At 68.6% G+C, this 25,171-nt stretch carries 27 protein-coding genes; 9 read left to right on the top strand and 18 right to left on the bottom strand.

Annotation, left to right across the window (positions count from 1 at the left end; genetic code table 11):
• Positions 1 to 95 precede the first annotated feature (95 nt).
• A complete protein-coding gene (gene ypfH / locus AC3WOB_RS13635; RefSeq protein ID WP_013394152.1) occupies positions 96 to 800 on the top strand; it encodes an esterase in 705 nt (234 codons plus the stop codon).
• On the opposite strand, the gene AC3WOB_RS13630 is transcribed toward ypfH, so the two are convergent.
• From AC3WOB_RS13630 to queE, 7 genes are all read right to left on the bottom strand, one after another.
• A complete protein-coding gene (locus AC3WOB_RS13630; protein ID WP_492275320.1) occupies positions 801 to 2,222 on the bottom strand; it encodes an efflux transporter outer membrane subunit in 1,422 nt (473 codons plus the stop codon).
• Positions 2,223 to 2,276: 54 nt separating this feature from the next.
• Positions 2,277 to 3,191 (bottom strand): efflux RND transporter periplasmic adaptor subunit, encoded by a 915-nt coding sequence (locus AC3WOB_RS13625; RefSeq protein WP_492275319.1) that lies wholly within the window; start codon positions 3,189 to 3,191, stop codon positions 2,277 to 2,279.
• Positions 3,192 to 3,193: 2 nt separating this feature from the next.
• A complete protein-coding gene (locus AC3WOB_RS13620) occupies positions 3,194 to 3,406 on the bottom strand; it encodes a DUF1656 domain-containing protein (protein WP_013394149.1) in 213 nt (70 codons plus the stop codon).
• Positions 3,403 to 5,454, bottom strand: a complete 2,052-nt coding sequence (locus AC3WOB_RS13615; RefSeq protein ID WP_492275318.1) for an FUSC family protein — start codon at positions 5,452 to 5,454, stop codon at positions 3,403 to 3,405. The genes AC3WOB_RS13620 and AC3WOB_RS13615 overlap by 4 nt, the downstream gene beginning before the upstream one ends.
• On the bottom strand, positions 5,451 to 5,927 hold the full coding sequence (locus AC3WOB_RS13610) for a MarR family winged helix-turn-helix transcriptional regulator (protein WP_013394147.1): 477 nt from the start codon (positions 5,925 to 5,927) through the stop codon (positions 5,451 to 5,453). Before AC3WOB_RS13610 ends, AC3WOB_RS13615 begins: the two co-directional genes overlap by 4 nt.
• 174 nt (positions 5,928 to 6,101) lie before the next feature.
• On the bottom strand, positions 6,102 to 6,545 hold the full coding sequence (gene queD / locus AC3WOB_RS13605) for a 6-carboxytetrahydropterin synthase QueD (RefSeq protein WP_492275317.1): 444 nt from the start codon (positions 6,543 to 6,545) through the stop codon (positions 6,102 to 6,104).
• A gap of 28 nt (positions 6,546 to 6,573) precedes the next feature.
• Positions 6,574 to 7,206 carry a 7-carboxy-7-deazaguanine synthase gene (queE, locus tag AC3WOB_RS13600; RefSeq protein ID WP_492275316.1) on the bottom strand — a complete coding sequence of 211 codons (633 nt, stop codon included), beginning with the start codon at positions 7,204 to 7,206 and terminating at the stop codon, positions 6,574 to 6,576.
• 93 nt (positions 7,207 to 7,299) lie between these two features.
• Between queE and arfB the strand changes: the two genes are divergently transcribed.
• Positions 7,300 to 7,716: an alternative ribosome rescue aminoacyl-tRNA hydrolase ArfB gene (gene arfB / locus AC3WOB_RS13595; RefSeq protein WP_492275315.1), complete on the top strand. Its 417-nt coding sequence runs from the start codon at positions 7,300 to 7,302 to the stop codon at positions 7,714 to 7,716.
• A gap of 2 nt (positions 7,717 to 7,718) precedes the next feature.
• On the top strand, positions 7,719 to 8,402 hold the full coding sequence (locus tag AC3WOB_RS13590; RefSeq protein ID WP_013394143.1) for a DUF2238 domain-containing protein: 684 nt from the start codon (positions 7,719 to 7,721) through the stop codon (positions 8,400 to 8,402).
• Here the strand turns inward: AC3WOB_RS13590 and AC3WOB_RS13585 are convergent.
• Positions 8,374 to 9,315, bottom strand: coding sequence for a LysR substrate-binding domain-containing protein (locus AC3WOB_RS13585; RefSeq protein WP_492275314.1), 942 nt, complete (start codon positions 9,313 to 9,315; stop codon positions 8,374 to 8,376). The two genes, AC3WOB_RS13590 and AC3WOB_RS13585, sit on opposite strands and share 29 nt — an antisense overlap.
• Before the next feature lie 132 nt (positions 9,316 to 9,447).
• Here AC3WOB_RS13585 and AC3WOB_RS13580 point away from each other — a divergent pair, with 132 nt between their 5' ends.
• From AC3WOB_RS13580 to AC3WOB_RS13565, 4 genes are all read left to right on the top strand, one after another.
• Positions 9,448 to 10,434 carry a Bug family tripartite tricarboxylate transporter substrate binding protein gene (locus tag AC3WOB_RS13580; protein ID WP_492275313.1) on the top strand — a complete coding sequence of 329 codons (987 nt, stop codon included), beginning with the start codon at positions 9,448 to 9,450 and terminating at the stop codon, positions 10,432 to 10,434.
• Between the two features lie 27 nt (positions 10,435 to 10,461).
• The gene (locus AC3WOB_RS13575; protein ID WP_492275312.1) at positions 10,462 to 11,871 is read left to right on the top strand and encodes an amidase family protein; all 1,410 of its coding nucleotides are present in this window, start codon (positions 10,462 to 10,464) and stop codon (positions 11,869 to 11,871) included.
• A gap of 114 nt (positions 11,872 to 11,985) precedes the next feature.
• Positions 11,986 to 12,333 (top strand): ArsR/SmtB family transcription factor, encoded by a 348-nt coding sequence (locus tag AC3WOB_RS13570; RefSeq protein WP_492275311.1) that lies wholly within the window; start codon positions 11,986 to 11,988, stop codon positions 12,331 to 12,333.
• A 48-nt stretch (positions 12,334 to 12,381) separates the two neighbouring features.
• Positions 12,382 to 13,434 (top strand): alkene reductase, encoded by a 1,053-nt coding sequence (locus AC3WOB_RS13565; RefSeq protein WP_492275310.1) that lies wholly within the window; start codon positions 12,382 to 12,384, stop codon positions 13,432 to 13,434.
• 16 nt (positions 13,435 to 13,450) lie between these two features.
• Here the strand turns inward: AC3WOB_RS13565 and AC3WOB_RS13560 are convergent, their stop codons facing one another.
• Positions 13,451 to 14,299: a CPBP family intramembrane glutamic endopeptidase gene (locus AC3WOB_RS13560; protein WP_492275309.1), complete on the bottom strand. Its 849-nt coding sequence runs from the start codon at positions 14,297 to 14,299 to the stop codon at positions 13,451 to 13,453.
• Positions 14,300 to 14,440: 141 nt separating this feature from the next.
• Here AC3WOB_RS13560 and AC3WOB_RS13555 point away from each other — a divergent pair, with 141 nt between their 5' ends.
• Positions 14,441 to 14,815 (top strand): MAPEG family protein, encoded by a 375-nt coding sequence (locus AC3WOB_RS13555; protein WP_013394136.1) that lies wholly within the window; start codon positions 14,441 to 14,443, stop codon positions 14,813 to 14,815.
• Positions 14,816 to 14,827: 12 nt separating this feature from the next.
• The gene (locus AC3WOB_RS13550; RefSeq protein WP_492275308.1) at positions 14,828 to 15,805 is read left to right on the top strand and encodes a glycerophosphodiester phosphodiesterase family protein; all 978 of its coding nucleotides are present in this window, start codon (positions 14,828 to 14,830) and stop codon (positions 15,803 to 15,805) included.
• 6 nt (positions 15,806 to 15,811) lie between these two features.
• Here the strand turns inward: AC3WOB_RS13550 and AC3WOB_RS13545 are convergent, their stop codons facing one another.
• The 9 genes from AC3WOB_RS13545 to AC3WOB_RS13505 all read right to left on the bottom strand — a co-directional run bounded on the left by AC3WOB_RS13545 (position 15,812) and on the right by AC3WOB_RS13505 (position 25,171).
• Entirely contained in the window at positions 15,812 to 16,246 is a 435-nt protein-coding gene (locus AC3WOB_RS13545; protein WP_492275307.1) for a carboxypeptidase-like regulatory domain-containing protein, read from the bottom strand.
• Between the two features lie 120 nt (positions 16,247 to 16,366).
• Complete coding sequence (locus AC3WOB_RS13540) at positions 16,367 to 17,155, bottom strand: NRDE family protein (protein ID WP_492275306.1); 789 nt, start codon at positions 17,153 to 17,155, stop codon at positions 16,367 to 16,369.
• 3 nt (positions 17,156 to 17,158) lie between these two features.
• On the bottom strand, positions 17,159 to 19,138 hold the full coding sequence (locus AC3WOB_RS13535; RefSeq protein WP_492275305.1) for an FUSC family protein: 1,980 nt from the start codon (positions 19,136 to 19,138) through the stop codon (positions 17,159 to 17,161).
• 26 nt (positions 19,139 to 19,164) lie between these two features.
• The gene (locus AC3WOB_RS13530; protein WP_013394131.1) at positions 19,165 to 19,647 is read right to left on the bottom strand and encodes a YbaK/prolyl-tRNA synthetase associated domain-containing protein; all 483 of its coding nucleotides are present in this window, start codon (positions 19,645 to 19,647) and stop codon (positions 19,165 to 19,167) included.
• Positions 19,648 to 19,765: 118 nt separating this feature from the next.
• Positions 19,766 to 20,482, bottom strand: a complete 717-nt coding sequence (locus AC3WOB_RS13525) for a DNA-binding response regulator (protein ID WP_492275304.1) — start codon at positions 20,480 to 20,482, stop codon at positions 19,766 to 19,768.
• Between the two features lie 131 nt (positions 20,483 to 20,613).
• Positions 20,614 to 22,095, bottom strand: a complete 1,482-nt coding sequence (locus tag AC3WOB_RS13520; protein ID WP_492275303.1) for an efflux transporter outer membrane subunit — start codon at positions 22,093 to 22,095, stop codon at positions 20,614 to 20,616.
• Positions 22,096 to 22,101: 6 nt separating this feature from the next.
• Positions 22,102 to 23,247 (bottom strand): ABC transporter permease, encoded by a 1,146-nt coding sequence (locus AC3WOB_RS13515; protein ID WP_013394128.1) that lies wholly within the window; start codon positions 23,245 to 23,247, stop codon positions 22,102 to 22,104.
• Positions 23,244 to 24,206 carry an ABC transporter ATP-binding protein gene (locus tag AC3WOB_RS13510; RefSeq protein ID WP_492275302.1) on the bottom strand — a complete coding sequence of 321 codons (963 nt, stop codon included), beginning with the start codon at positions 24,204 to 24,206 and terminating at the stop codon, positions 23,244 to 23,246. Before AC3WOB_RS13510 ends, AC3WOB_RS13515 begins: the two co-directional genes overlap by 4 nt.
• Positions 24,203 to 25,171, bottom strand: coding sequence for an HlyD family secretion protein (locus tag AC3WOB_RS13505; RefSeq protein ID WP_492275301.1), 969 nt, complete (start codon positions 25,169 to 25,171; stop codon positions 24,203 to 24,205). The genes AC3WOB_RS13510 and AC3WOB_RS13505 overlap by 4 nt, the downstream gene beginning before the upstream one ends.

Raw genomic sequence — 25,171 nt, 5'->3', positions numbered from 1 at the left:
CGTGGCGGTGCGGCAAAGGTTGCTTCAAGGCGCGCATTTTACAATGCGGCTATTCCGGGGCTGTTCGGCGGCCCCAGCCAGCACGGAGCGGTTTCATGGCGTCTTCCTCTTCTATCGAATTCCTTCCCGATGCCGGCGTCGACGTGCGCCAGCTGTTCATCCTGCTGCACGGCGTGGGCGGCACCCCCGCTGACATGCAACCCCTGGCGCAGGCGGTGCGCGCGGCGTTCCCCAGCGCGGCGGTGCTGGTGCCCCAGGGGTTCGAGCCTTTCGACGGCGGCGGCGAGGGCCGGCAATGGTTCTCGGTGCGCGGCGTGACCGAGGAAAACCGCCCCGAGCGCGTGGCGCGGGCGCTGCCGCCCCTGGAAGCCTATATGCGCGAGGCGCAGGCGCGCTTCGGCCTGCTGCAATCGGACACGGCGCTGGCGGGTTTTTCGCAGGGCGCCATCATGGCGCTGGAACTGGTGCAGGCGCACGACGGCATGGCTGGCCGCGTGATCGCGTTTTCAGGCCGCTATGCGCAGCTGCCCAAGTCCGCGCCGCAGTACACCACGCTGCACCTGCTGCATGGCGAGGCCGATCCCATCATGAGCGTGGACCACATCCAGGCCGCCCAGGCGCGCCTGAGCGAACTGCACGGGGATTCGACCATCGATATCGCCAGCAATGTGGGGCACGCGCTGCATCCGGCCTTGATCGAGCGCGCCATCGTGCGCCTGAAGACCTGCGTGCCGCTGCGCAGTTGGGAGGCCGCGCTGGGCCTGAACCAGACGCCGCCGGACGGCGCCTCGGTGCATTGATCACTTTTCCCAGCCGCCGCCCAGCGCCAGGAACAGCGCGATCTGGTCGTTGCTGAGGTCGGCCTGCGAGGCGGCCAGCGCGCTTTCATTGGTAGCCAGCGTGCGTTCGGCGTCCAACACCGTCAGGTAGTCGGTCTTGCCGTACTGGAACAGGCGGCTGGCCTGCGAGGCCGCCTCGGCGCTCTGGTCGCGCGCGGCGCGCAGGGCGGCGTCGCGGTCCAGTTGGCGCGCGTAGACCACCAAGGCACTTTCCGTTTCCCGCAGGGCGTTCAGCACGGTGGCGTCGAAACGCGCCGCCGCGGCCTTGGTGCTGGCCTGGGCCTCGGCGATGCGGGCTTGGGCCGCGCCGGTGTTGGGGATCGTCCAGGAAATCAACGGACCGACGCTCCAGCTGAAGGTGCCGCGGTCGCCGAACATGCTGGCCGGGCCGCCCGAAGCGGACGACAGGCCCAGCGAGATTTTCGGATACAGGTCGGCCGTGGCCACGCCGATGCGGGCGGTGGACGCGGCCAGCGTGCGCTCGGCCTGGCGGATGTCCGGACGGCGGCGCAGCAGTTCGGCGCCATCGCCCACGGGGATGGTCTCGGTCAGGCGCGGCGCCTGGGCGCATTGCAGCAGCGCGGGTGAGATCTCGCCGGGCGTCTGGCTGGTCAGCGCCGCCAATCGGTACAGGGCCGTGCGCTGCTGGGCCTGGAACGGCGGCAGATTGGCCTGCAATTGTTGTAGCTGGCTGCGGGCGCGGGTCACGTCCAGTGTGGTGCCGCGGCCGGCGCGTTGCAGCCGGTTCACTGCGTCCAGCGATTGCTTCTGCACTTGCACCGAATGCTGGGCGGAAGCCAGTTGCATGCCGGCCGCGCACATATTGGCGTAGGCGCGGGCGGTCTCGGCGGCCACGGTGACGCGGGTGGCGTCGTAGGCCGCCTGCGCGGCCTGCTCGTCGCCGCTGGCCGCTTCCACGGCGCGGCGGATCTGGCCGAACAGATCCAGCTGATACGACACGCTGGCGCCCATGGAATAGGACCAGCGGTTGGGCGGATCGATGCCGGGTTGCAGCTCCTGCAAGCCCGACACGTGGCCGAAAGTGGGCGAGGCATTGACGCCGATCGTGGGCTGTTGCTGCGCCTGGGTTTCCTTCACCGCGGCCTGGGCGCGTTCCAGGTTGGCGCTGGCGACGCGCAGGTCGGTGTTGGCCGCCAGGGCTTTTTCCACCAGTCCGTCCAACACGGGGTCGTCGTACAGGCGCCACCAGTGGCCAGGCACCGCATCCTGCCGGAAGGCCGCGTTGCGCGCTTCCGTGAAAGGCGTTTGCGCGCTCTGCCGCTCGGCCACCGATCCGGCGGGCACCTGATAGTCAGGGCCCACGGTGGTGCATCCGGCCAGCGTCAGGGCCAGCAGCAGCGGCAGGAGGTGTCTGGTGTTCATGGCAATTACGGCTGTGCGTCGATTAGGGGGGAGAGATTGAAAAAAAAGCGGCGATCAGGACGGCTGGTGAGCCTCGTTCAGCGCATGGGCCGGGCCGGAATCCACCGACACGGTGGCGGTCTGGCCGGCCACCAGGCGCACGCCTTCCGGCACGTCGTCGATCTTCACGCGCACCGGGATGCGCTGCGCCAGGCGGACCCAGTTGAACGTGGGATTGACGTTGGGCAGCAGGTTGGCGCCGGTGCTGCGGTCGCGGTCGGCGATGCCCATGGCGATGCTTTCCACATGGCCGCGGATATGGTGCGAATCGCCCATCAGCGTCACGGTGACGGGATCGCCCTCGTGGATGCCGGGCAGCTTGGTTTCCTCGAAATAGCCTTCGACATAGAACGAACCGGAATCCACCAGCGCCATCACGCCGCGGCCGGCGGTGGCGTAGGAGCCGGCGCGCAGGTCCAGGTTGGTGACACGGCCGTCGTTGACGGCCAGCACCCGGCTGCGGTCCAGGTTCAGGCGCGCGGTATTGAGCTGCACTTCGGCCTGGGCCAGCGCGGCCTCGGTCTGCTGCAGCTTGGTCTGGCTTTGCTCCAGCGCCTCGGCGGCGACCAACTGGCCCAGCGAGCGGTTGCGCTTGGCGTCGCGCACCGCCTGGTCGCGCGCCACCTGCGCCGACCGCACCGAGGCCTGGGCCTGATCAAAGGCCAGCTGGAAGCGCGCACGGTCGATTTCGAACAGCACGTCGCCGGCCTTCACGTCCTGGTTGTCGTGCACCGGCACGCTGGTCACCAGTCCGGAGACATCGGGCGCCACCTGCACCACGTAAGCCTTGATGCGGCCGTCGCGGGTCCAGGGTTCGACTTCATAGTGCACCCAGAGCTGCCAGCCGGCGTAGGCGGCCGCGGCGACGACGACGGCGGTCACCGCGAACTTGCCGATGGCTGCGGGGCGCAGGGCGTTGGGGAGTTTCATGCTTATCTCTGGAGTAAATAGGGGGAAATGAGGGATACGCCGTACAGCAGCACCACGAACAGCGCCAGGTCGAATAGCGCGGGGTGCCACACCAGGCGGTACAGCCCGGCGCGCGCCAGCACGCGGCGCACCGCCCAGGCCACGCCCAGGGTCACCACGCCCAGCACCAGCAGCCAGGGGAAATAAACGCCGTAAAGATTGAATTCGCCGATCATGATGCTTGGCCCTCCAGGGTGGGATGGGCAGGTTGGTAGTCGGGCGCGTCGGGGAAGAAGGCGCGGCGCAGGCCCACCAGGGCGACCACGGCGCGGTCGCGGGCGGCGGCGCCTGGGGGCGTGGCGGCCACGCTGGCCAGCGCGCGGTCGATCTGCGCCAGGAACTCGGGCGTCTTCTCGCCGACTTGCCAGGCCGAGCGCGCATGGAAGAATCGGGCCAGCCCGTCGAGCACCGGCTGGATGGCCGGTTCCGCCATGGGCAGGTGACGGCGGGCGCGCTGCAGTTCGGTGATGTCGCGGCCCACGCGCAGGTCCTTCAGCGCGTCGGCGGCCACGACATCGTCCGGACGCTGGGCCAGCGCCAGACGCGGCTGTAACAGGCCGATGCGGTCCAGCATGCGGGCGGCATAGGTGTGACGCGAAGGCGCGCGCGGCGAGCTTGCCAGCGTTTCCAGTTCCTTCCAGTTGGCGGCCTGGATGCGGCGCGCGCTCCAGTCGGCGCTGACGGTGCGGAAGATGGCGGCGATGATGGCCGCCGTGGCCACGCCCATGCACTGCGCGACCTGCGTGTCGATGAACGACACGATGTCGGCGGTGTTGGTGTCCTGCAGCGCCATGGTGCCGAGGAAGCCGAACAGCATCGCCATGGCCTTGCCGGCCGTGGCCGGACGGGCGATGAAGATGCCCAGCACGAAGGTCGTGGGCAGCATGGCCAGGGCCAGCATCTCGAACGAGTGCAGGGCGGGCATGATGCCCAGCAGGTACAGCGCCGACAGCGGGATCGAATACACCGTGTAGGTCAGGAACTGCATGATGCCGGGGACCGGGTTGTCCTGCGACGCGAAAAAGCAGCTGAAGATGGCGGCCATGAGCGCGGCGGTGGCGCCGTTGCTCCAGGCCGTGCCGATCCAGAAAGCGCAGCAGACTGAAATGGCCACGCCGGCGGCCAGGGCCGATAGCAGCGCCATGCCGCGGTCGCGGTGCAGCGCGGCGTTGGGCGCGGGCTTGGAGCGCGTCGCGCGTAGCGGCGCGCCGGCCAGGCCTGCGCGGATCTCGCGGCGTAGCGCCAGGCATTCGTCGTAGGTGTCGACCAGTTCGCGCAGCCGCGTCATCAGGCTGGCCAGCAATACGTCGCGCCAGCTGGAGCGGCTGTCGATAGCGGGCGTGAGTTGGGTCGCGGTGGCGCGCAACTGCACCGCGGTCTCGTGCGTGGCCTGGGCGCCGGCGTTGATCCATTCGGAGATGTCTGCCAGCAGGGCCGAGACTGGCTCCGGCAGCGGCTGGCCGCCGGCCTGCAGGGCGCGCATGCGGTCTTCCACGGCCGACACGGTGGGGGTCAGGGCCGCGATCTGGTCCTGCATGGCGCGCACCGCGCCCGAGGTCCAGCGCAGGTTGCTGGTGTCGAAAGGCACGTGGGTGGACATCAGGCGCAACTGGGTGATGTCGTTGGCCAGCACGCGACGGTCGCGGTCCTTCTGTTCGGTGGCCTGGCCGCTGAGCGTGTCGTGCATCCAGTTGCGGGCGTCGCGCACGGCCTTATCCAGCATCAGCGTCAGGGCCGGGGCCAGGCCGCGCGGCAGCACGATGCTGTGGATCAGGGTGGCGCAGACGATGCCCAGGCTGATTTCCTCGACGCGGGCGAGCGCGGTGTCGAACACCAGGGCAGGAGCCGTCACGCTGGGAAAGCCGATCATCGCGGCGGTGTAGCCCGCCAGCATGAACAGGTACGAGCGCGGAGTGCGGTCCAGCACTGACAGGTACAGGCAGGCGCCCACCCACAGCACCATGGCGGCGGTCATGACCACCGGCGAATTCGACAGCCGCGGCACCAGATAGACGGTGGCGGCGGAGCCAAAGAAGGTGCCGGCCAGGCGATACAGCGCCTTGGAGCGCACCGCGCCCGACCAGGGCTGGGCTACCACATAGGCCGTGGTCATGGCCCAGAACGGACGCGGCAAACCCATGCTGTAGGCCAGGTAGAGCGCCATGATGGCGCTCAGGTAGCTCTTGAGCGAGAAGATGGATTCGCGGACGTTGGGGAGTTTCACGCTTGTTCGTCCTGTGGCTGGGTGCCCGCGCCGCCGCGGCCCAGGGTGACTTTCAGGCTGTCGAAGACCCGCAGGCAGGCTTCCAGATCCGCTTCGCTCACGCCGCGGAACAGACGGCGGCGCAGGTCGACCAGCACGTCCTCGACCGTGGCGCGCAGCGCCTGGCCGGCGTCGGTCAGGTGCAGGGTCTTGGCGCGGCGATCGTGTGGGTCTTCGCGGCGTTCCATCAGGCCGGCGGCGACCAACTGGTCCAGCACCCGCACCAGCGAGGGGCCTTCCACGCCCAGCGCCTCGGCCAATGCGCCCTGGCGCACGCCGTCTCCCAGCCGGCCGGCCAGGATCACGGGCCAGGCGGTGGCCTGGGACAGGCCATAGTCGGCCAGGGCTTTGTCGGCGGCGCCGCGGTAGGCGCGCGACAGCACCATCAGGGCAGAGGTGGTGGCCATGAGCTGGGAGTCGGTGGGCGTATTCATGGAATAGATTGTATCCTATCTATTAGCTTACTAATAATTGAAAATGGCGATTATCTCCATGGATTTTCTCAATCGGGAAAATAGGGGGCGGGTTTCCCGTCTATGGAAAACCGAAGGTCAGGGGCCGGTGGCGAGGGAAAGACAGGCGCGGCAGCGGCGGCCGCGCCCCGGGGTTCAGCCGTTGCAGTCCGCCCAGCAGTTGGGCGTTTCGTACAGGCGCACGCGGGTCAGGCGCAGTTCGGCGCCGTAGTGGCGGTGATAGTGCGGCGCCAGGGTCTGGAAGACGATGGCGGCCAGGTTTTCGGCCGTGGGGATGCGGTCCAGCACCACGGTCTTGTGGCCGGGCAGGCTGTCCAGGAAGCCGCGCACCGCGGCGTCGCCTTCATAGACCAGGAAGGCATGGTCCCAGACGTCCACGATGTGGGTCTTGGCGATGTGCTTGATTTCGGAGAAATCCATCAGCATGCCGTTGTCGGACTCGCCGGGCGCCTGCACCACGTCGCCGGTCAGGGTGATTTCCAGCACGTAGCGGTGGCCGTGCAGGTTGCGGCACTGGCTGCGGTGGTCGGGAATGCGGTGGCCGGCGTCGAACTCCAGCCTGCGGGTCACGGAAATCATGGCGCGCTCCGCAGGGGGCAAGGGTAAATCATGGAATGCCTATGTATTTGTGGGTCTGCAGGCTGAGCCGCCATTGCGGGTGCTGCATACAGTACTGGACGGCTTGCTCGGTGTTGGCCGCGCGCGCGGGGCCGTCCATGGGTTGCAGGAAGAAGTGGTCGAAGTCCAGGTGCGCAAAGGCTTCGGGGCGCGCGTTGGCTTGCGGATAGACCAGCTTGAGCTCGTCGCCGCGTTCCAGGACCACGGGCGCCGTGCCCTTGGGGCTGACGCAGATCCAGTCGATGCCGGCGGGCGGCTTGATGGTGCCATTGGTTTCGATGGCAATGGTGAAGCCGCGCGCGTGCACGGCCGTGAGCAGGGGCGCGTCCAGCTGCAGCAGCGGTTCGCCGCCGGTAAAGACCACGTAGCGGTCAGCGGCGCCGGGGCCCCAGGCCGCGGCGATGGCGTCGGCCAGCAGTTCGGGCGTGGCGAACTTGCCGCCGCCTTCGCCGTCGGTGCCGATGAAGTCGGTGTCGCAGAAGGTGCAGGCGGCGCTGGCGCGGTCGCTTTCGCGGCCGGTCCAGAGGTTACAGCCGGCAAAGCGGCAGAAAACCGCCGCGCGGCCGGCGTGGGCGCCTTCGCCCTGCAGCGTCTTGAAGATTTCTTTGGCGGAATAAGTCATGGTGGTGCCGGCGGCCGGATAAGGCCGGACCTCGGATAAATCAGGCAAAAGCGCATTATTTTACTTTGCGCGGCGCATCTATACTTGCGGCCTATGTTTCACGTCCAAGATTCCATCTACCTCGATGAACGCGACCTGGCGTTCACCATGATCCGCGCCCAGGGCGCGGGCGGCCAGAACGTCAACAAGGTGTCCAGCGCTGTGCACCTGCGTTTCGACGTGCGCGCCTCCAACCTGCCCGAGGAAATCAAGGAAGCGTTGTGCGCGCTGAGCGATCACCGCGTCTCCAAGGACGGGGTAATCGTCATCAAGTCGCAGGCGTTCCGCAGCCAGGAAAAGAACCGCGCCGAAGCCATCGAACGCCTGATCTCCATGGTGCGCGCGGCGGCGCGCACCGACAAGCCGCGCCGCCCGACCAAGCCCACCCGCGCCTCGCAACGCCGACGCGTGCAGCGCAAGGTGCTGCACGGCGAAGTCAAGCGCCTGCGCGGCCGGGTCCAGGGAGACTGACCGTGGCCGACCCGCGCCGGCGCTACCTGTACACGCTGGGCGCGCTGTTCGCGCTCATCTGGACGGCATTGGCCATCGCGCCGCACGATCGCGCGGACTGGGCCCTGGAGAACGCGCTGGTGCTGGCCTTCGGCGCGGCGCTGTTCTTCACGCGCCGCTGGTTCGTGTTTTCGCGGACCTCGTACACGCTGATCTTTCTTTACCTGTGCCTGCATGCGGTCGGCGCGCATTACACCTATTCGCTGGTGCCTTATGACGACTGGTGGCGGGCGCTGACGGGCCACAGCTTCAACGGCATGGTCGGCTGGGAACGCAATAATTTCGACCGCGTGGTGCATTTTTCCTACGGCCTGCTGCTGGCCTATCCCATCCGCGAGATCTTCCTGCGCGTGGTCGAGGTGCGCGGCTTCTGGGCGTACTTCCTGCCCATGGACGTCACGCTGTCGACCTCGGCGCTCTACGAATTGCTGGAATGGGGCGCCGCCGCCACCGTGGGCAGCGAACTGGGCGCGGCCTACCTGGGCACCCAGGGCGACATCTGGGACGCGCAGAAGGACATGGCGCTGGCGGCCGGGGGCGCGGTCATCGCCATGGCTATCACCGCTTTGGTCAACCGGCGCGCCCGCCGCGACCTGGCGCGCGATTGGGCCGACAGTCTCAAGCCGCGCCGCCAGCCTGGCGGTTAGCTACGGCACCTGCCTGGGTCAGTCGCTGGATGCGGCGCCGGAACAGGTCCGCCATGGTGGACGCCGCCAGCGACAGTGGCGTCCCCCGCAGCGTCATGATGCCTATGCTGGCGACCGGCATGGGCGCCTCCGTCAGGATTTGGCTGGCTTCAGCGCCGTAGGGCGGGATATCGAGCATGCCCGCCGGGCAGACGATCAACGCGTCGCTGCGGACCATCAGGTTCCACATCACCCCGAACGTATCGCAGTCGATGACGCGTTCGGGTGGCTTCAGGCCGTTTGCGCGCAAGCCTTGCAGAAAGGCGTCGGTGTGGCTGCCGCCCGAGGTGTTGAGCAGCCATTCGCAGCCCGCGATGTCGTGCCATCGCGTGGCGCCCGCCAGCGGATGCCCGCGGCGGCAGGCGACCATGAATTCGAGCGGCCGTAGTTCCTCGAAGTCGAATTCCTGCCCGCCATGGTTGTCCGCCATGCTGGACGCCAACGCGAAATCCAGCGTGCCGTTGCGCAGCGCGGGCAGGACCGCCGCCAGCAAGCCTTCCGAGACCTTGAGTTTGGCCGCGGGCATGCTTTGCCTGAAATCGCTCAGCACGTCGGGCAGCACGCTCAGCATCACCATGGGCGTCACGCCCACGGCCACCCGCGCCTGGGCGCCGCTGAGCAACTGCCGGATGTCCTGGCGCGCCAGCGTGAGCTGGGCCTGGGCGAGCTGCGCCCGCACCGTCAGGTGTGCGCCGCATTCGGTGACCTCGATGCCCTGGGGGCTGCGCGTGAGCAGCGGCGCTTCGAGTTCGGTTTCCAGTTCCTTGATGGCCTTGGTCACCGCGGCCTGGCTCAGATGCAGGCTGCGGGCGGCGGCCCGGATGCTGCGCAGTTCGGCGACCTTCAGCCAAGCCCGGAGATGGTGATCCTTCATGCGCCCCTCGATAGCGACAACTTGAAGTTGTCACCTTAACAAAGAAATAGCCTTATGCGCAGCGCGGGCGGTCTCTAAGCTTCACGACGACAAGACTCGGTGCAGTCCCGTACTTCAGTTCAGGAGCAAGCCATGCAGATCTTTTCCCGTCGTGTCCATCAGGCCATTTCTTTGTGCTTTGCCTTGCTGGGAGCGGCCAGCGCCGGCACGGCCCAGGCGGATTGGCCCGAGCGGCCGGTCAAGCTGATCGTGCCGTATGTGGCGGGATCCGGGCCCGATGTGGTGCTGCGGCCGATAGCCGATGCCCTGGGGCGCGAACTGGGCCAGCCGGTGATCGTCGACAACCGCGGCGGGGCGGGCGGCATCGTCGGCACCCAGGCCCTGGCCGCGGCGGCGCCGGACGGCTACACGATAGGCTTCGGCAATCTGGTGACGCTGGCGATCAACAAGAGCATGTATTCGAAGCTGCCTTATGACCCGCAACGCAGCCTTGCGCCCATCAGCCTTGCCATCAGCAACGCCCTGGTGCTGATCGCCCGCAACGACTTCCCGGCAAGCAATGTGCAGGACCTGATCAGCTATGCCAGGCAACATCCGGGCAAGGTCAGCGTCGGTTCGTTGGGCGTGGGTTCCAGCGCCCACCTGGCCGGAGAAATGCTCAAGAGCGAAACCGGCACGACCATGCTGCACGTCCCTTACAAGAGCGGCCAGCAGGCGGTGGGCGACATCGTGGGCGGCCAGCTCGACGTGATGATCGACAACGTTGCAGGCGTGCTGCCCTTCATTCGCTCCGGCCAGGTCAAGGTGCTGGGCGCGACCAGCCTTGCGCGCGTGCCGGTCCTGCCGGGCGTGCCTACCGTCGACGAATCCGGCTTGAAGGGATTCGAAGTGGTGTCCTGGGGCGGCATCGTCGCACCCGCCGGCACGCCCAAGCCCATCATCGACAAGCTCAATGCCGCCATCGCCAAGGCGCTGCGGGATCCCGCAGTCCTCAAGCTCAATGAAACGCTGTCCGTCGACGCGACGCCTTCCACGCCTGAACAATTCGCCAGCCTCATCGCCACCGAGATTCCGCGCTGGGGCGAAATGGTGAAGCGCTCCGGCGCGTCGGCCGACTGACCGCGTTCACAACCATCCGGAGCCATCATGACGAACGAACTCTGGCGCTGGAGCGCCGTCGACCTGGCCCAGGCCATCCGCAAGCGGGAAGTTTCCAGCCGCGAAGCCGTGCAGAGCTGCCTGCAGCGGGCGGAGCAACTCAACCCGGTCTTCAATCCGTTGACCGGGATCTGCGCCGATCAGGCCCTGAAGGCGGCCGACGCCGCCGACGCGGCGGTGCGCGAGGGGGCGCAGTTAGGCCTCCTGCACGGCGTGCCGGTAACGATCAAGGCCAATGCCGATCTGGCGGGATCGGCCACGACCAATGGCGTCGTCGCGTACCGTGACCTTATTGCCCGCGAGAACAATCCGGCGGTCGACAACTGGCTCAAGGCGGGCGCGGTCGTGATCGGCCGCAGCAACGTCCCGGCATTTTCCTGGCGCTGGTTCTCGGACAACGACCTGCATGGCCGCACCGTCAACCCATTCGATGCCGCGCGCACGCCGGGCGGATCCAGCGGCGGCGCGGCGGTCGCCGCCGCCCTGGGCATGGGGCCGCTGGCGCACGGCAGCGACCAGGGCGGATCGATCCGCTACCCGGCCTATGCCTGCGGCGTGGCGGGGCTGCGGCCATCGCAAGGCCGGGTGCCGGCCTACAACGCCACCCAGAAATCGGAGCGTCCGGTCGCCTCCCAACTGGCTGCGACCCAGGGGCCATTGGGCCGCAGCATCGCCGATCTGCGGCTGGGCCTGGAAGCCATGTCCGCGGGCGATTCGCGCGATCCGTGGTGGGTCCCCGCGCCGCTGGATTTGCGGCGGCCTGGCGACAGCCGGCGGGTGGCGCTATTCTGCGGCACCTCGGCCTTGCAGCCCGATCCCGCCGTAGTGGACGCCTTGCTGCGTGCCGCCAAAAGCCTGGAAGACGCCGGCTACATCGTGGAAACGGCGGCGCCGCCCAGGTTCGAGGAGGCCGCCGAGCTCTGGCGCAATGTGTTGATGAACGAGGCGTCCGGCTCCATGGGCCGCGAAATCGAGCGCGCCGGCGACGCGGCGATCCAGCGCGCGTACCGCAGCATGCTGGCCCACACCTCGTCCCTGGACAAGGACGGCTTGGTGCAGGCGCTGGCTATGCGCACCACGCTCCTGCGGGAGTGGGGCGCGTTCTTCGACCGCTATCCGGTTCTGCTCATGCCGGTGTCGTTCGAACGCCCGTTCCCGATCGACCAGGACCAGCAAGGCGACGCGGCCATGGGCGACATGCTGCGCGCCCAGAGTCCGCTGGTCTCGACCGCGATACTCGGCTTGCCGGGCTTGTCGGTCCCCGTCGGCCTGGCGGACGGCGTGCCGATGGGCGTCCAGCTGGTGGCGGGGCGTTTCCGGGAAGACCTGTGCCTGGCCGCGGGCGAGGCCATCGAGGCGCGCGCGGGATGGTCCGTGTTGGACCGGTGCCCGGTCTGAGCGGTACGGCACGGGGAAGGGCGCTGCCGGGGCGAAAAGCCCTGACCACCGCAGGGGCATGACTATATATCGAATAGTTCCGATATAAGATTCGGTAAATTGCGATATTTGAATATGACTGCCCCCACTCCCAGCCCAGACCCCGCCGCCGTGCTACCTGCCGTCGACGCCGACGCCATCCTCAAGGCGCTGGCCAATCCGGTGCGGCGCGACATCCTGACGTGGCTGAAGACGCCGCATGCGTACTTCCAGGAGCGCCCGGGCCATACGCTGGAGCATGGCGTATGCGCGGGCCACATCGATGAACGCTGCGGACTGTCACAGTCCACCGTGTCCTCGCACCTGGCCGTTTTGCAGCGCGCGGGCCTGATTTCGGCCACCAAGGTGGGGCAGTGGATCTTCTACCGTCGCAACGAAGCCGTCATTGCCGCATTCCTGCGGCGCTTGAACCAGGATATGTAGCCCCGCTACGCCGCCAGCGGCCCCTCGTCCGGGGCCAAGGATTTACGCATGAACCAACTTTTCGAACCCCTGCGCGCAGGCGATCTGACGCTGCGCAACCGCATCGTCATGGCGCCCATGACGCGCATGCATTCCAGCCCGGGCCGCGTGCCCAATGAGCTGATGGTCGAGTACTACACCCAGCGCGCCGGCGCCGGCTTGATCCTGACCGAAGCCACGGCCGTCACGCCGCAAGGCGTGGGCTATGCCGATACGCCGGGCCTGTGGACCCCCGAGCAGGTCCAGGGCTGGCGCAAGGTCACGTCGTCGGTGCACCAGGCCGGCGGCCTGATCGTGGCGCAGCTCTGGCACGTGGGCCGCATTTCCGATCCCATGTTCCTGGACGGCGAACTGCCCGTGGCGCCCAGCGCCATCGCTGCCAAGGGCCACGTCAGCCACGTGCGCCCGCAGCGCGCCTATGTCACCCCGCGCGCGCTGGAAACGGCCGAGATTCCGGGTGTGGTCGAGGCTTACCGCCATGGCGCGAAGATGGCCATGGAGGCCGGTTTCGACGGCGTGGAAGTGCATGCCGCCAACGGCTATCTGCTGGACCAGTTCCTGCAGGACAGCACCAACCACCGCACTGACGCCTATGGCGGCTCGTTGGAAAACCGCGCGCGGCTGCTGCTGGAAGCGGTGGATGCCTGTATATCGGTGTGGGGCGCGGGCCGCGTGGGCGTGCACCTGTCGCCGCGCGGGGATATCCACACCATGGGCGATTCCAATCCGGCCGCCACGTTCGGTTATGTGGCGCGCGAACTCGGCAAGCGCGGCATCGCCTTCCTGTGCGTGCGCGAGTACGAAGCCGCTGACAGCCTGGGCCCGATGCTCAAGGCCGAATTCGGCGGCACCTACATCGCCAACGAAGGATTCGGCCGCGAGTCCGCCGAGGCTGCCATCGCCGCGGGCCGGGCTGATGCCGTGGCCTTCGGCGTGCAGTACATCGCCAACCCGGACCTGGCGCGCCGTTTCGAACTCAAGGCGGCGCTGAACCGGCCCAACCCGGCCACCTTCTATGCGCCGGGTCCGGGGGGCTATACCGACTATCCGGCACTGGCGTAGGTAAAAGGCCCAGCCTTCAGAGCACGGCGCGCATCGGATAGGTGAACAAGCCGAAGTGCGCCGCGTTCAGGCCCAGGTGCGCCAGCACCGCCGCGGCCAGGCCGCCGTAGCGGTAGGCCAGGCCGTAGGCCGCGCCTGCCAGGCCGGCCAGCAGCATCCATTGCCAACCGCCAGCGTAATGCGCCAGGCCGAACAGCACGGCCGCGATGATCAATGCCGCCCACGGCCCCCAGTTGCGGCCGCTCCACAAGTCCGTCAGCCGCTGCTGCAGGTAGCCGCGGAACAGCGCCTCTTCCGCCAGCGTTACCAGCAGGGCGTTGTTGATCAGCCAGATCCAGCCCGATGGCGGCCATTTGGGCGTCCAGCCCACCACGCCCAGCGCCAGGGCGCAACCCAGGCAGACGGCCACCGCGGCCGCGCAGGCCAGGAACGCCGCCGATAGCGTTGCGCGGAAATCCGCTCCCGCCATCGGCGGCGCCATGGCCAGCACCACCCAGAACGCCACCAGCGGCTTGTCCAGGTTCAGGTACATGCCGAAAGGCACGGCGTCCGGACTCAGCGGCGCCGGCGCGATGACCTGCGGGTTGTGAAAGCCCGGCAGCAGATGCAGGAACAACAAGGTCGCCAACGCGATGAAGAGCGCGTGGCCGGCGGCGCGCGTCGTTGCGTTCGATGCCGATTGGACCAGCACCCCAGCCAGGATCAGCAGCGCAGGCCAGGCCAGCGCCACGGGATCTATCGTGCCCTCGGCCCAGGCCCAGGCGTAGGCGGCGGCCAATGGCGCCAGCGCCCAGCGCCGCGTGGCGGGCGGCCACAACATGGCGGCGGCAAGAAACAGGGCGGACCAGGGGCTGAGCAGGGGCATGGAGGTGGATGGACTTGGCAAGCGCTGAGTGTAAACGCGGCCCGGCGCAAGCCGCGCGGACCAGGCCCTGCACTTCATTCTCTGCCGCCGCGCTCCGAACAAAGGTATCCTGGCGCCTGCCGGATACCTGGGAGCCAGACTATGAAAATGATCGCGTGGTTGATGTTGGCGGCGGCGCTGCTGCCTTTCGTATCGGCGATAGTCGCCAAGGCGGGCGGACAGAAGTTCGACAACAATGATCCGCGCGCCTGGCTGGCGCGCCAGGAAGGCTGGCGGGCACGCGCCAACGCGGCGCAGACCAATACCTTCGAATCGCTGCCGTTTTTCTATGCGGCCGTGCTGTTCGCGCTGTATACCCAGGCGCCGCCCGCGCATGTCGCCACCTTGATGGCCTGCTGGCTGGGCGTGCGGCTGGGCTATCTGGCCATGTACCTGGCAGGCTGGGGCGCGCTGCGCTCGCTGGTCTGGACGATCAGCGTGGGCTTCATCATCGCGATCCTGTTCTCCGGCGTCTAAGGGGCAGCAGGCATGCGCAAGCGGCGCGTTGCAGCGCTGGCAGCCATCGCGTTGCTGGGCTTCGTCTATCTCAACAACGCCGACCGGACCGTTCCCGATCCCGGCGCGAGGGCGACGCTGCTGGCGCATCGCGGCATTGCGCAGCGCTACGACACGGCGGGCATGGAGCAGGACACCTGCACCGCCACCCGCATCGTCGCGCCCACGCACGGCTATCTGGAGAACACCATCGCGTCCATGCGCGCCAGCTTCGACGCCGGCGCCGACATCGTGGAGATCGACGTCCATCCCACCACTGATGGACAGTTCGCCGTGTTCCACGACTGGACGGTCGACTGCCGCACCGAGGGCCGCGGCGAGACGCGCGCGCACACGATGGCCGAGCTCAAGGCGCTGGACATCGGCTACGGCTATACCGCCGACGGCGGCAAGACCTTTCCGTTCCGCGGGCGCGGCGTGGGTCTGATGCCCACGCTGTCCGAAGTGCTGGAGGCCTTTCCGCGCCAGCGTTTCCTGATCAACGTCAAGAGCCGCGACGCGGCCGAGGGCGCGGCGCTGGCGGCCGTGCTCAATGGCATGCCATCCGCAAGGCGGGCCGACTTCATGGTGTACGGCGGCGAGGAGCCGGTAGGCCGGCTGCGCCAGCTGGCGCCGGACCTGCGGACGCTGACACGCTCGGACTTGAAGTCCTGCCTGTTGCGCTACGCGGCCGCAGGCTGGAGCGGCCATGTGCCGCAGGTCTGCCGCGGCATGGTGTTGATGGTGCCGGTGAACGTGGCGCCCTGGCTGTGGGGTTGGCCCGGTCGCTTCCTGGAACGCATGGATGCCGCAGGCAGCAGCGCGTTCCTGATCGGCCCTTACGGCGGCGAGGGGTTTTCCACGGGCATCGACACGCCCGAGGACATCCGCCGCGTGCCGGCGGGTTACGCGGGCGGAATCTGGACCAACGAAATCGAAGCCGTGGCGCGCGCGTTCAAGCGCGTGCCATGACGCCCGCTACTTCCATTCGAATACGGCGCGCGCGGTGCCCGCGTTCTGCACGGACACTTCGCGTTGCTGCGCCTGGCCGTTGTAGGTGGCCGAGATCTTGTAGTTGCCGGCAGGCAGCTTCACCAGCATGTACGGACCTTCGGCGGTAACTTGCAAGACGGACTTGCCATGCGCGTCACTGATGGTGACGGCGACATTGGCGACGTAGTCGGCCTTGCCGTCGCGTTGCGCGGCGAACGTCAGCGCCAGTGGATAGTCTTTGGCGGCGGCCTTCATGGCTTCGGATTCGTCCAGCCCGATGCCGCCGCTGACGTACTGCACCGAACCTTGCTGCTGTACCGGCGGCAGGCCCGCCTGCGCGGTGGACAGGATGCCGGCAAAGGCCATGCTGCCCAGCGCCATCGCGGCGGCCATGGTGCAGCGTTCTATACGCTTGTTCATGAGACTCTCCTGAATAGGACGATCTGCACGCCTGCCCGGCGCGCATGAACAGTTCGACCCGCATGCCGGCGCGGAGTTCGCTCCCGCGGGCCTCCGATATCAACCGATTGTTTCCGCAGCCTATGCAAGCGTACCGCTAGTCGCGCGCCAGGAAAATGTCAGCCGGCTTTCGCCGCTGACGGTGCCGTCCGGGCCAAAGCGCCTTTCATCCAGCTGTCCGGCGCCATCGTCGCGCAGCGCCAGCACGCTGGAACTGCGGGTGCCATAGTTCGGACTGACGATGAAAGGGCTGCTCAATAGCCTTTCCCGATCCAGCGGCAGGCCGGTGGCAGGCAGCTCGGCGTCCCCGGCGGGCTGGCGGTCGGCCAGCGCGGCCATCAACGCGGGCAGGTCTGGCTGCGGCCCGTTGCGCAGCACGGCTTCGAAAGCAGCCTTGGTGCGCGCCAGCTTGGGCCAGGGCGTGTCCAGCAGATGGTTGGACAGGGCATAGACGCCGGGAGCCAGGCGGCGCGGGCCGCCGTCGCGGTTGCTGAGATACCAGGCTTCATGCGCGTCGCCCACGATCAGGTTGAAGCCGTTGTAGGCCTGGCCGGCGGCATGGACCTGCGTCAGGTAGTCGGCCGGGGACGTCGCGCCGCGCAGATAGTCTTCCACCAGCGCGCCGCGCGAAGGTGCGTTCTGGATGAGCTTGCCGGGTTCGCGGAAGTTGGTCACCAGGGCATGGCGGCCGCCGGTCGTGACTCCCATCCAGCTGCCGCCGGCCAGACCGTCGCGGCCCGCGTAGACCTCGGGCGCGTCCGGCCATTGCGCGGCCGGCAAGGTGGGGCGTTGATGGAACTCGTCGCGGTTGGCGGCGATCAGGACGGGGATACCCGGCAGGGCATGCAGGGCCAGTACGGCAAGACACATGGTTCAGACCTGGTTGGCGGGTTTGTGGGGAAGGGCTTTGCCTGGCGCGGCCGCGAAATCCGGGCCGGCCAGCGCGGCGCGCAAGGCTTCGATCTGGGCCGCCACGTCGCGCAGCGCGGGCGCGGGCGAGGCGATGGCGGCGGACGGCATCGCCTCGCCCTGGACGACCGCGGCGCTCATCTGATGCAGGCTCGCGGCCAACTGCGCCAGTTCCGCGGCGCTGGGCGCGGCCTGATCGGCGGGCAGCGACCATGCCGTGTCGGAAATGGCGTTGGCGACCCGTTCCAGCGCCACCTCCACTGGCCACCACGCCAGCGCGCGGCGGCTGACCAGGCGGGGCTCGGACAGCCCGCGCTGCAAGGCGATGCGCAGGTCGGAAAGCCGCGCATAGGCGCTGGCGCGCAGGTCGTGGCGGCCCGTGAGGTCGGCCTGGAACACGGTGTTCAGATAGGCGGCCAGTGTGTCCATGGCGGCCGCGACCGCGTTGTCCAGGTTGCCGCGTTCGATGCGTATCCAGGGCAGGTAGCCCACCAGCAGCACGATGCCCGCGGCCACGGCCACGTCGATCAGGCGTGCCAGCGCGATGGGCCAGCTGCCCGGTTGCAGGGCGCCGATCAGCAGCATCAGGATGGGCAGCATGATGGCCGAGAACAAGCCGTAGTTGCGCCGCACCGACCAGGGCAGCAGGGACGCCAGCGCCGCCACCGTGAGCAGGCTGACGATGCCGTTGCGGTCCAGCGCCAGCACGGTCGCGCTGATCGCCACGCCGACCACGCTGCCGGCGCAGCTTTGCAGCGCCCGCGCGAACACCGAGCCGAAGTTGGGCTTGAACACCACCACCACGATCAGCGGCACCCAGTAGGAGCGCGGCAGCGAGGCCGCCATCGCCACCACCTCGGCGGCGATCAGGCACAGGCCCAGCCGAACCAGATAACGCAGCGTGGTGGGCCCCGGCCGGTAGGTGCGCGCCAGCACGCGCCAGGGCGTGCGCGGCCGCGCCGGCGGCAGGCCGGCGAAGGCGTCGGCCTCGGTCAGCGCGGCGCCGTCCAGCAGCGGCTGCACCTGGGCCAGCGCGTCGGCCAATGGATCCATGCCCGCCTGGCGCAAGGTAGCGATGTCGTCGCGCGGGTCCGGCGTCGCGTCGTTTTCCACGCGGTCGGCCAGCCGGTTCATGACACGGGCGCAATCGTGCGGCAGCACCCGCCCGGCGCGGGCCAACGCCAGCGCGGCGTTGGTCAGCGGCGTGCAGGCCTGCAACTGCGCGGCCAGCCGCGCCAGCCGGGGCGAGGGGCCGGCCGCGCCGCGGCGGGCGGCCAGCACGGTGTCGTAGGCGGTGGTCATGGCCGCTTCCATGTCGCGCCGCGCGCTCATGGTGCGCGAGGTGCCGATGGCGGCGAACATGGCCGCCAGCTTGCGGTAGGCCATGGCGACCGCGGCGCGCTCGGGCGCTATCGGGTTGACCACCCAGCCCGTCAGGGTCAGCGCCAGGCCGAACAGGCCGCCGGCGCCCACCAGGATCGAAGGCAGCCAGGGCGGCAGGGTGGAAGTCAGGCTGGCGCCGACGATGACGTAGACGGCGAATTGCAGCGTGGCGACGGCGGCAATGTTGTTGAAGGTGCCGACCAGGCTGGCCGCCAGCACCAGCAAGGTCATGGCGGCGGAGGTCCACAGGCCATGTCCGGCAATCATCGTGCCCAGGAAATACCCCAGCGCGCCGCCGAACACGGTGGCACCGATGGACAGCGCGCGGTTGCGGTAGGGGCCGCCGTTGTCGCCGGTGATGGCGGGCAGCGCGCCCAGCGCAACCAGCGCCGCGGCCGCGCTCTGGTCCAGCGCCAGCCCGACGGCCGAGGGCAGGCCGATGGCGAGGGCGGCGCGCAGCGCCACCCAGCGGCTGATGGGCGAAGGCTCCATGTGCGCCAGGCTCATCAGCCAACGCATATTGGAGCCGCTTGCGGCATGTTTCAGCGAGGAGCGGAACATGGCGGCCTCGTGGCGCGGCCTGGGGATCAGGCCTTGATCAGCGGCGCCTCTGCGGGCGCGGCCAGCCGGAAATAGTCTTCCGTGTTCAGGAGGATGGAGGCGTCCAGACGCCCCGCATTGAACACGATTTCACCATGGCGCAGGCGCAGGCTGGGATCCACCAGCAGGTGCAGTTCGGGGTTGAAGCTGAAAGGCGGGATGGCGCCGATTTCGCAGCCGGTGAGTTCGCGCGCCAAGTCCTGCGACGCCAGCGAGGCCTTCTTGCCGCCCGCCGCGCGGGCGATGGCGTCCAGGTCGGCCTGCTTGTCGGCAGGGAACACCGCCAGCACGTTCTTGCGCTGATTGGACGATATCTTCACGCGGCACACCAGCGCCTTGGCGCCCTGGCTGACCTCGGTGCCGCGGATCGCCGCGACCTCGACGGAGCGGCCGGCCGCGGGGTGTTCAATCAGGCGGTAGCGGGCCTGGTTCAGGGCAAGCAGGGCTTGCAGGCGTTCGAAGACTTCCATGTCGGGCGCGAAGGAGGGAGCGTGGCGGGCGCAGGCCGGGAATCGGCCTCGTACGCCGCATGATACGCCCGCCGCGGGCCGCGGCGGCGGGCGCGCCCGCGGGGCCGGGCCTGCGGTCTCAGATTTCTCCGGTGAAGGCGTAGCCCCAGCCCCAGACCGTGCGGATCGGCAGTTCCAGGTTCAGGTCTTGCGCCTTGCGCCGCAGGCGGCTGACCAGCACGTCGGTGCGGCGCATCGATTCGTGGCCGCCGTGCGTGTCGGTGCTGGCCGCGTCGGCGCGCGGCAGGCGCTTATCGGCGGAAGCCGTCAGCTTGAGCAGGAACTCCCGCTCGGCCAGCGTCAATGCCAGCCGCGTGCCTTGCGGACTGACCAGGGTCCAGGCCGCGTCATGGAACTGCCATTTGCCGGGGGCTTCGCTTGGCGCGGCTTGCGCCGGGCGCGGCTCGGCGTCCGCGGCGCGCCTGGCGGCGGGTATCCGACGTACCAGCGCTTGCAGCGCGGCTGCGATTTCCGCGGCGCATACATCGGGCGGCAGGCAGACGTCGGCGCCGCAATGCAGGCCGAGGATGCGGTTTTCAGGGGAATCGAAGGTGGACACGGCGACGATGCCGGCGGTGGTGTCCATGGCGCGCAGGCCGGCCACGGCCATGCAGAGCTCGGAAAGTCCGGCTTCCATCACCAGCAATGGAGTGCGGTGGGCCTGGAACAGCCGGAACAGGCTGTTGGAGTCTTCGCACGGCCGGGGCGAGAAGCCCATTTCCGCCAGCGCCGCGCTGCGCTGCGCGCGTACTCCGGGGGCGGGAGAGAAGACGATCAGGTCTAGTAGGTCATTCATGAATCGTTGTGTCTGTGCAGCATGAGCGCATGCATGATGCATCGGATACAGCGATTTCCTAAACCTCGCACAACACCAGTTTCTTACCCGAATTCTCGGACATGGTTACGCATTGCGCATGGACGGCACCGTTATGGTGCGCCGCCGGGCGCTTCGTTCCACCAGCCGCCGCCCAGCGCCTGCAACAGGGCGGCGGTGTCGGCATGGCGGGCCGCGTCCGCGGCGGTGCGCGCGATGCGTGTCTGCAACAGCTGGCGCTGGCTGTCCAGCAGGCTCAAGTGGCTGATGCCGCCGGCCTGGTAGCGGCCTTGCGCGATGCGCTCGGCCTGGTCGGCGCGGCGCCACGCCTCGTCGCTGGCCTGGTAGGCATCGCCGTCCGTCTGTACCGCGCGCAAGGCGTCGGCCACTTGGCGAAAGCCCTCCAACACTGTTTGCCGGTATCCGGCGGCAGCCGCATCGTAGGCGGCCTCGGCCGAGCGTGTGCGCGCGCGCAGTTCGCCGCCGTGGAACAGCGGCTGGACCAGTCCCAGGCCCAGGCTCCAGACGTTCAGGCCATTAGACAGGTCGCCCACGCGGGTGCGTTGCGAACCGAAGCTGGCGGTTAGGGTGAACTGCGGATACTGGTTGGCGACGGCCACGCCGACGTTGGCCGAGGCTTGGTGCCAGAGCGCTTCGGCGGCAAGGATGTCGGGGCGCTGGCGCGTCAAGGCCGAGGGCACGCCGGTGGGCACGTCGGCGGGCAGCGTCAGATCGGCCAACCGCAGCGGCGCGGTACGCAGATCGGCCGGCGCCAGGCCCAGGTAGGCCGCCAGTTGGTGCGTGGCCTGCGCCAGCTGGTACTCCAGCGGCGGCAGCGTCGCCCGCGTCTGCGCGACCAGCAGTTCCTGATTGCGCAAATCAGCCTCGGAAACGCCGCCCGCCTGCTGGCGCTGGCGCATGATGTCCTGCTGCCGCACTTGGGCCGCCAGCAGCTCGCGGGTGTCGGCCAGGCGTTCGTCCAGGTCGGCCTGGCGGATGGCGGCGGTGACCACATTGGCGGCCAGCGACATGCGCGCGGCCTGCAGCTCATGCGCCTGGTAGTCGACCTGCGCGCTCAGCCCTTCCAGCGCGCGGCGGTTGCCGCCGAACACGTCCAGCGTGTAGGACACGTCGATGGACGCGTTGTAGAGCGTGAAGGGCGCGGGCTGCTCGGCTACCGGCACGCCGAAGGCCGACGGATCCACCTTTTGTCGCGTCACCGACAGGTTGCCGTCGACCTGGGGCAGCATGCGGCCGCCGGTTTCGGCGTTCAGGTCTTCACCGGCCTGACGCAAGCGCGCGCGCGCCTGCTCCAGAGTGGGGCTGGCTTGCAGCGCCTGCCGCACCAGCTGATCCAGCGCCTCGGAACGGAACAGCCGCCACCATTGCGCGGGGATGTCGGCGCCGGCCTGCAGGCGTTGCGCGTCCGCGGAAGGGGCGGACGCGCGCGGCGCGGCGTAGGCGTCGACCTGCGGCGGCGCAGGCCGCTCGAAGTCCGGTCCGACCGCGCAGCCCGCGAGCAGCGCGCACAGGACCGGCGCGGCCAGCCTGTGCGTGGCGGCGGACGGAAGGGGCAGGGGCGTGGGGCGGGACATGGCGGTTCAATCCAGGGTGCGGCGGTAAAACTTCACGGCGGCGGTCATCACGACCAAGGTAAACAGCAGCAGCGGCCAGATGCTGGGCCACAGGTCCCACCAGCCATTGCCCTTGAGCAGGATGCCGCGGATCAGCCGGTTGAAATGGGTCAGGGGCAGCAGGTTGCCCAGGTATTGCGCCCACAGCGGCATGCCCTGGAACGGGAACATGAAGCCGGACAGCAGCATATTGGGCAGGAAATAAAACATGGTCAGCTGCATGGCCTGCAACTGGTTCTGCGCCAGCGACGACAGCGTGATGCCCACCGTCAGGTTGGCGGCGACGAACACCAGCGCCGACAGGTACACGGCCAGCAGCGACCCCAGGAATGGCACGTGGAACACGAAGTGCGCGGCCAGCAGGATGATGCTGGACTGGATCAGGCCGATCGCGATGTAAGGCACGATCTTGCCCGTCATCACTTCGAGCGGCCGCACCGGCATGGCCAGCAGGTTTTCCATGGTGCCGCGTTCGCGCTCGCGCGTCATGGCCAGGCCGGTCATCATCACCAGCGTCATGGTCAGGATCACGCCCATCAGGCCGGGCACGGTGTTGTACTGCGAGATCTGCTCTTCGTTGTAGAGCTGGTGCACCAATACGTCGAAGGGCGGCTGGCCGCCCGCCAGGCTGGCCAGCGGGCCGGTCAGGTCCTTGGTCGCCACCGCCTGCGACAGCTGCGTGGCCGCGCCCAGGGCCAATCCGGTCGCCATGGGGTCGGTGGCGTCGGCCTCGATCAGCAGCGCCGGACGCTCGCCGCGCAGCAGCTTGCGGCTGAAGTCCGGCGGTATGGTCAGCACGAACAGCACGCGGCCCTGGGCCAGCGCCGTGCGTCCGGCCTCTTCGGTGTCCAGTTCCTCGATGATGTGGAAGTAGTCCGACGATTTCATCGCCGCGACGAAGCTGCGCGTGAAGGGGCTGTGGTCGGCGGTGATGACCGCCGTCGGCATCTGCTTGGGATTGGTGTTGATGGCGTAGCCGAACAGCGCCAGCTGCATGATGGGCAGGCCCACGATCATGCCGAAGGTGATGCGGTCGCGGCGCAGCTGCAGGAACTCCTTGAGCACCATGCTCCACCAGCGCGACCAGGAAAAGCCTTGCAGATGGCGCATCATGGCGGGCTCGCGAAATTGTCGGTGGAACGCTTCATCAGGTAGATGAAGACGTCCTCCAGGCTGGTGTCGATGCGTTCCAGGCTCAGGTCCTGGCCGGCAATGGCATCCCGCAGCGTGCGTTCCAGCAGCGCCGCGTCGCGGCCGCTGATGTGCAGGGCGGAGCCGAAGGCCACGGTCTGGTCCACGCCCGGCGCGCCGCGCAGCCGCTGCGCCAGCGGCACCAGGTTGTGGCCGTGGATGGCCCATGTGGTCAGGCCCTGTTCGGCGATGACGTCTTCGGCCGTGCCCTGCGTCAGCAGCTTGCCGTAAGAGATATAGGCCAGCTTGTGGCAGCGCTCGGCTTCGTCCATGTAGTGCGTGCTGACCAGCACCGATATGCCGCGCGCCGCCAGCTCATGCAACTGCTCCCAGAAGTCGCGGCGGGCGGTCGGGTCCACGCCGGCGGTGGGTTCGTCCAGCAGCAGCAGTTTCGGCCGATGCAGCAGGCAGGCCGCCAGCGCCAGGCGCTGCTTCCAGCCGCCGGACAAGGATCCGGTCAGCTGTTTGGCGCGGCTTTGCAGGCCCAGGTCTTCCAGCGCGCGGTCCACGGTGGCTTTGCGGTCCGGCATGCCATACATGCGCGCCACGAAATCCAGGTTCTCGCGTATGGTCAGATCGTCCCAATAGGAGAACTTCTGCGTCATGTAGCCGACGTGCCGCTTGATCTGCTCGCTGTCGCGCAGGATGTCGTAGCCCAGGCAAGTGCCGCTGCCCGAGTCCGGCGTCAGCAGGCCGCACATCAGGCGGATGCAGGTGGTCTTGCCGCTGCCGTTGGGACCCAGGAAGCCGAAGATCTCGCCCTCGCGCACCTGCAGCGACACGTCGTTGACGACGTGCTTGTCGCCGAAGCGCTTGTTCAGCCCGTGCACGTCGATGACGTATTGCCCGTTGGACGCTTGCGTGGCGGCCGGCGCGTTCATTGCTGCGTCACCTCCACTGGCTGACCTGGGTGCAGCCGCGCGGCGGCCTCGGGCGCGGGCCGGGCCTGCACCATGTACACCAGCTTGCTGCGGCTTTCGCGGCTGTAGATCACGGGCGGCGTGTACTCGGCCTGAGTCGAGATGTAGTCGATGCGCACGGGAATGGGATCGCCGCAGGCGTCGCAGCGCACGGTGGCCTGCTGGCCCATCTTGAGCGCGCCGAGAGCTTCCTCCGGCACGAAGAAGCGCACCTTGATATTGCCCGGCGGCAACAGGCTGACCACCGGACTGCCTGCGGGCACCCATTCGCCCACGCGATAGAGCGTGTCGAACACCAGTCCCGCGGCCGGCGCGGCCAGGCGCTTCTGCGCCAGCGTCCATTCGGCCTGGGCCAGGGCGGCCTTGGCCGCATCGACCTCGGCGGCCTGGGCGCGGCGCTGTTCGTCGCGGCCGGGCAGGCTGGCCACTTCCAGCTGGGCCTGCAGTTCGCGTACCCGCGCCGCGTCCGACTGCGCCTGCTCGCGGCTGTCGTCCAGCTGCGCGCGGGCGATGCCGCCGATGCGGAACTGGTCGGTGTCGCGCCGCAGTTGCGCCGCGGAGCGGCGGCTGGCGGCCTCGGCCTGCGCCAGCTGGGCGCGGCTGACGTCGACTTCCGCCGGGCGTTTGCCGGTGGCAATGTCTTCCTGCTGCGCCACGGCGGCGGCCAGTTGCGCGCTGGCCTGGTCGCGCGCCGCGGTTTCGCGCGTGGCCTCCAGCGCGAACAGCGGCGCGTCGGCCGCCACTTGCTGGCCGCGCCGCACCGGCAGTTCGGCCAGCCTGCCGGCCTCGGAGGATGCCACGTAGACGTATTCGCCTTCGGCGTAGCCCTGGAAGAAGGCGTGGTCTTCCTTGCCGCAGCCGCCCAGGGCAAGCAAGGCCAGCGCGCTGGCGGGCAGGGGGCGGCGCAAGACGGGATGGATGCGCAT

Source organism: Achromobacter sp. FW305-C-30-7 (genome assembly GCF_058783105.1).
This window is presented reverse-complemented; position numbering and strand designations above follow the sequence as displayed.